Source organism: Luteolibacter sp., from assembly GCF_058122085.1.
This window is the reverse complement of sequence record NZ_JBIKBQ010000176.1, coordinates 1-4,598: the sequence shown is the minus strand read 5'-3', so window position 1 is coordinate 4,598 and position 4,598 is coordinate 1. Positions and strand designations below refer to the sequence as shown.

Below are 4,598 nucleotides of genomic sequence, written 5' to 3'. Positions count from 1 at the left end.
GGGGTCGGTTTTGCCCCCGCCACGTTAGTGCGCCAGCGCGCGCTGGCGCAGCAGTTGGTCGGTGAGAACCAGCGTGGCCATGGCCTCGACGATGGGGACGGCGCGGGGGAGGACGCAGGCGTCGTGGCGGCCTTTGCCTTGCAACTCGGTGTTTTCGCCGTCGGCGGTGACGGTTTCCTGTGAGGACATGATGGTGGCGGTGGGCTTGAAGGCGACGCGGAAGATGATGGTTTCGCCATTAGAAATGCCGCCCTGCACGCCGCCGGAGCGGTTGCTGGTGGTGCGGACTTTGCCGTCGATCATGCGGAACGGGTCGTTGTGCTCACGGCCGGTGAGAAGTGTGCCGGAGAAACCGGAGCCGATCTCGAAGCCTTTGGTGGCGGGAATGGAGAGCATGGCTTTGGCGAGGTCGGCTTCGAGCTTGTCGAAGATCGGCTCGCCGAGGCCGGGCGGGCAATTGCGGATGACGCACTCGATCACGCCGCCGACGGAGTTTCCGTCCGCGCGGATGGCTTTGATGCGGGCTATCATCGGCTCGACCATCGCGGGGTCGCCGGTGCGGACGATGTTGGACTCGATGTCCTGAGAAGTGACGGTCTCGGGATCGACGTCGGCGTTGAGTTCCTGGATGGATTTCACCCAGGCGAGGATTTCGATGCCGGGGTGAAATGTGTCGAGCACTTGTTTGGCGACGGCGGCAGCGGCGACGCGGCCGATGGTTTCGCGGGCGGAGGCGCGGCCGCCGCCGGAGCCGGAGCGGATGCCGTATTTCGCGTCGTAGGTGTAGTCGGCGTGGCTGGGGCGGTATTTCGCGGCCATTTCGTCGTAAGCACCGGGGCGTTGGTCGGTGTTGCGGACAAGGATGGCGATCGGGCAGCCGAGGGTGACGCCGTCTTGCAGGCCGGAGAGAATTTCCGCGGTGTCCGCTTCCTTGCGCGGGGTGACGATTTCCGACTGGCCGGGGCGGCGGCGGTCGAGTTCGTGCTGGATTTGCGCCTGCGAAACGGCAATGCGCGGCGGGCAGCCGTCGATGACGACGCCGACGCCGCCACCGTGCGACTCGCCGAAAGTGTGGATGCGGAAAACGTGGCCGAAAGTGGATGACATGCGCGGAGGGTTAAGCAGAGAGCGGCGCGGGGCAAGCGGGAAGGGGCGGGAGTGATTTTGGATTTTGGATTTTGGATTTTGGATTTAAGAAGCGTGCATGCGGTTGCGATTGCCTGAGCGGGTCATTGAGTTTCCCCGGCGTCCGCTGGTGATGGGGATCGTGAATGTGAACGACGATTCGTTTTCCGCCGACGGGACGTTGGATTTTAAAAAAGCGGTTGCGCTGGCCCGCAGCCAGGTGGCGGCGGGCGCGGACGTGATCGACGTGGGCGCGGAAAGCGCGCGGACGAACCGCGAGGCGGTGCCGGTGGCGGAGGAATTGCGGCGGTTCCGTGGATTTCTGGAGCGCTGGGACGAGGTCTGGCAAGGCGTGGAGCCGCGCGATGCCTTGCAAATCTGGCCGCCGGTTTTGTCCGCAAACACGTGGCGACCGGAGGTGGTGGCGGGAGTTTTGCAGGCGGGAAAGGTCGAACTGATCAACGATATGGGCGCGCTGCCGGACGACCGGAACGCCCGTCTTTGCGCCGCTCACGGCGCGGCGCTGCTCGTGATGCACAGCGTGGGCGAGCCGAAAATCCCGCATTTCCAGCAGCAATGGGCCGACGTGATGGGCGAACTGGAGCGGTTTTTTGAGGAAAAACTCGCGCTCGCCGAAGCCGCCGGGCTCTCGCCGGAAGCCGTTATCCTCGACCCCGGCATTGATTTCGCGAAGCAGCGGGAGGACAATCTCACGGTCTTTCGCGAGCTGGCGCGCCTGCGGAAACTCGGGCGACCGGTGCTGGTTCCGGTCTCGCGGAAAACAGTCATCGGTGAGGTGCTAGGTCTGCACGATCCGTCCGCCCGTGATGCCGGGACCCTCGCGTGCATCAGCGCGGGGATGGCACGCGGCGCAGAGATTTTCCGCGTCCATCACGTCGAGGCGGCGTGGCAGGCGGTGAAAACGCTCGATGCAATCTCGGCCGGCGGCTGAGATTATTTCTCCAGACGGATGGCCGTCGACCGGCCGTGCGCGTCGAGTCCTTCGATGCGAGCGAACTCCTCGACGACGGAGAGTGATTTCCTGACAGAATTCTTGTCGAGCCGGACGATGCTGGTCCGCCGCTGGAACTGGTCCGCGCGGATGCCGGAGAACGACCTGCCAGAGCCGCCGGTGGGCAGCGTGTGGCTGGGGCCGGCGAGGAAATCGCCGACCGCGACCGGCGAGTCGTTCCCCAGATAGATCGCGCCGGCGGTGCGGATTTGCGGCAGCCAGCGGGCCTCGTCCGCGGTGATCAGCGAAAGGTGTTCGGGAGCGAAGGCGTTGGAAATGGCCACGCCTTCCGCGAAGGATTTCAAGTGCAGCAGGAAGGTGCCGCGCTTGAGGACCTCGCGGATGATTTTCCCGCGGGAAAGCGTCGGCAGCTGGCGCTCGATGGCTTTGACGACCTTGCCGAGCAGCGCTTTGGAATCGGTGGCGAAGCCGACCACGCTGTCGCCGCCATGCTCGGCCTGCGCGAGGATGTCGGCGGCGATGAAATCCGGATTTCCGGTCTTGTCGGCGAGGATCAGAATTTCACTCGGGCCTGGCAGAAGGTCGATGGAGACCGCGCCGACGAGCTGGCGCTTCGCCTCGACGACGAAGCTGTTACCGGGGCCGAAGATCCGCTCCACCGGTTTGATAGAGCGGGTGCCCAGCGCGAGCGCGGCGATGGCTTGCGCGCCGCCGACCTTGATCGCCTCGGTCACGCCGGCGGCTTTCAGCGCGTAGAGCAGCGCGGGATTCACCGAGCCATCCGGGCCGCAGGGCGTGGCTGCCAGGATCTCCGGCACGCCCGCCGCCTGGGCGAATCCGGCGGTCATCAACGCGGTGGAAACCAGCGGCGCCTTGCCGCCGGGAACGTAAACGCCGACGCGGTCAAACGGTGTGAAGCGCTCGCCGACGGTCGCGCCTTCCGCGTTTTTCGCCGACCAATCCTTCCGCAAACTCCGTTTCGCGAAGCTGTGGATGTTCGCCAGACTGCGGGCAACCGCGGTTTTCGTCTCGTCGGTGACGGCCTTTTCGGCGGCGGCAAATTCCGCGTCACTGACGAAAAGCGTCTTCGCGGTGAGCGTCGCGCCGTCGAAGCGCTTGGTGAAAGTGAACAAGGCCTCGTCGCCCTTGAGCGCGACTTCCGCGATGATCTGGGTGACCAGATCGCGCGTGCCGGGCTGGGGCAAGGCGCGGCGGTTGAGGCGGCGGACAAACGGCGCGTAGCCGGAATCGAGGTAGCTGAGAATTTTCATGCCGGATGGAAGTGCCGGAACATGAGCGCCGACGAATCGTTCGCCAAGCCTGATCCTGCGGGAAATGGCAACCGAGATCAGCCGGACTCGGAACTGCTAACACCCCGGAGGAACTCCGCCGCGCGCGTTTCCGAGCGGTATTCGCCGCGGGTGTCGGGGCTCATGAATCCGACGTGGCCGCCGGTCGCGGGGGATTCAAAATGGAAAAAGTCGCTGGCCGCCGCCTCTTCGCGGGGATAGCAGCCTTCTCCCAGAAACGGGTCGTTCGCCGCGTTGACGAGCAAGGTGGGCAGCGTGATGTGCGGGAGAAATTGGCGGCAGCTGTTGCGCGCCCAGTAGTCCGCGGCGTCGCGGAAGCCGTGGATGGGCGCGGTGAAGCGGTCGTCGAATTCCTGGAAGGTGCGGATGCGGTCGAGTCCGGTGAGGTCGAGCTGGCCGGGGAACATGAGGTTTTTCGCGCGGAGCTTCGCCCGCATTTCCCGCAGGAAACGGTCCATGTAAATCCGGTTGGACGGGAGCGCGAGCTGCCGCGACGAGCAGGCGAGATCGCAGGGGACGGAGAACGCCACCGCCCGGTGGAGCCGCGGCGAGAGCTCCGCCGGGCGCTCGCCGAGATATTTCAACGTGAGATTTCCTCCGAGACTGAAGCCGATGAGGTCGATGGAGTCCGCCGGATGGTTCGCCAACGCGTGGGAAATAACAGCGTGCAGGTCTTCGGTCGCACCGCTGTGATACATCCGCAGCAGGCGGTTCGGCTCGCCGCCGCAGCCGCGGAAATTCCACGCCAGCACGTCCCAGCCACGGCGGATCAAGGCGGCCGCCATGCCTTGGATATAGCCGGTTTTCAGGTCGGCCTCCAAGCCGTGGCAGAGGATCGCGAGGCGCGGGCGACCTTGTTCCGCCCATTCCAGGTCGAGGAAATCGCCGTCAGGAAGCTCCAGTCGCTCGGGCCGGTTGGTGGCGCGCGCCACCCGCCGGAACAGGGCGGGGTAGATGGTTTGCGCGTGCCCGCCGGGGAGCCACGAGGGCGCGCGATAGCTGGAATCCTGAATCAATGGCATGAACGTCTGCACGTGATTTAGCCGCGAATCCTTGGTGCCGCAAGGCATCTCAGGCACGGCGGATTTTTAAAAATCGGCAAAAATCTGGTTTTCAGCTGATTGAGCCAAATTACTGCACATGTTCTGCGCCTTCGGGCACAACTCGCGCATGGCCACATCCCGCTACCG

4 protein-coding genes are annotated in these 4,598 nt (G+C 64.9%); 1 reads left to right on the top strand and 3 read right to left on the bottom strand.

The window, feature by feature from the left end:
• Positions 1-24 precede the first annotated feature (24 nt).
• Complete coding sequence (gene aroC / locus AC4DF4_RS17925) at positions 25-1,107, bottom strand: chorismate synthase (protein WP_490049470.1); 1,083 nt, start codon at positions 1,105-1,107, stop codon at positions 25-27.
• Positions 1,108-1,258: 151 nt separating this feature from the next.
• Here aroC and folP point away from each other — a divergent pair, with 151 nt between their 5' ends.
• Positions 1,259-2,077 carry a dihydropteroate synthase gene (gene folP, locus AC4DF4_RS17920; protein WP_490049471.1) on the top strand — a complete coding sequence of 273 codons (819 nt, stop codon included), beginning with the start codon at positions 1,259-1,261 and terminating at the stop codon, positions 2,075-2,077.
• Between the two features lie 2 nt (positions 2,078-2,079).
• On the opposite strand, the gene hisD is transcribed toward folP, so the two are convergent.
• On the bottom strand, positions 2,080-3,369 hold the full coding sequence (hisD, locus tag AC4DF4_RS17915) for a histidinol dehydrogenase (protein ID WP_490049469.1): 1,290 nt from the start codon (positions 3,367-3,369) through the stop codon (positions 2,080-2,082).
• Positions 3,370-3,446: 77 nt separating this feature from the next.
• Positions 3,447-4,430, bottom strand: a complete 984-nt coding sequence (locus AC4DF4_RS17910) for a YheT family hydrolase (protein WP_490049468.1) — start codon at positions 4,428-4,430, stop codon at positions 3,447-3,449.
• Positions 4,431-4,598: the final 168 nt, after the last annotated feature.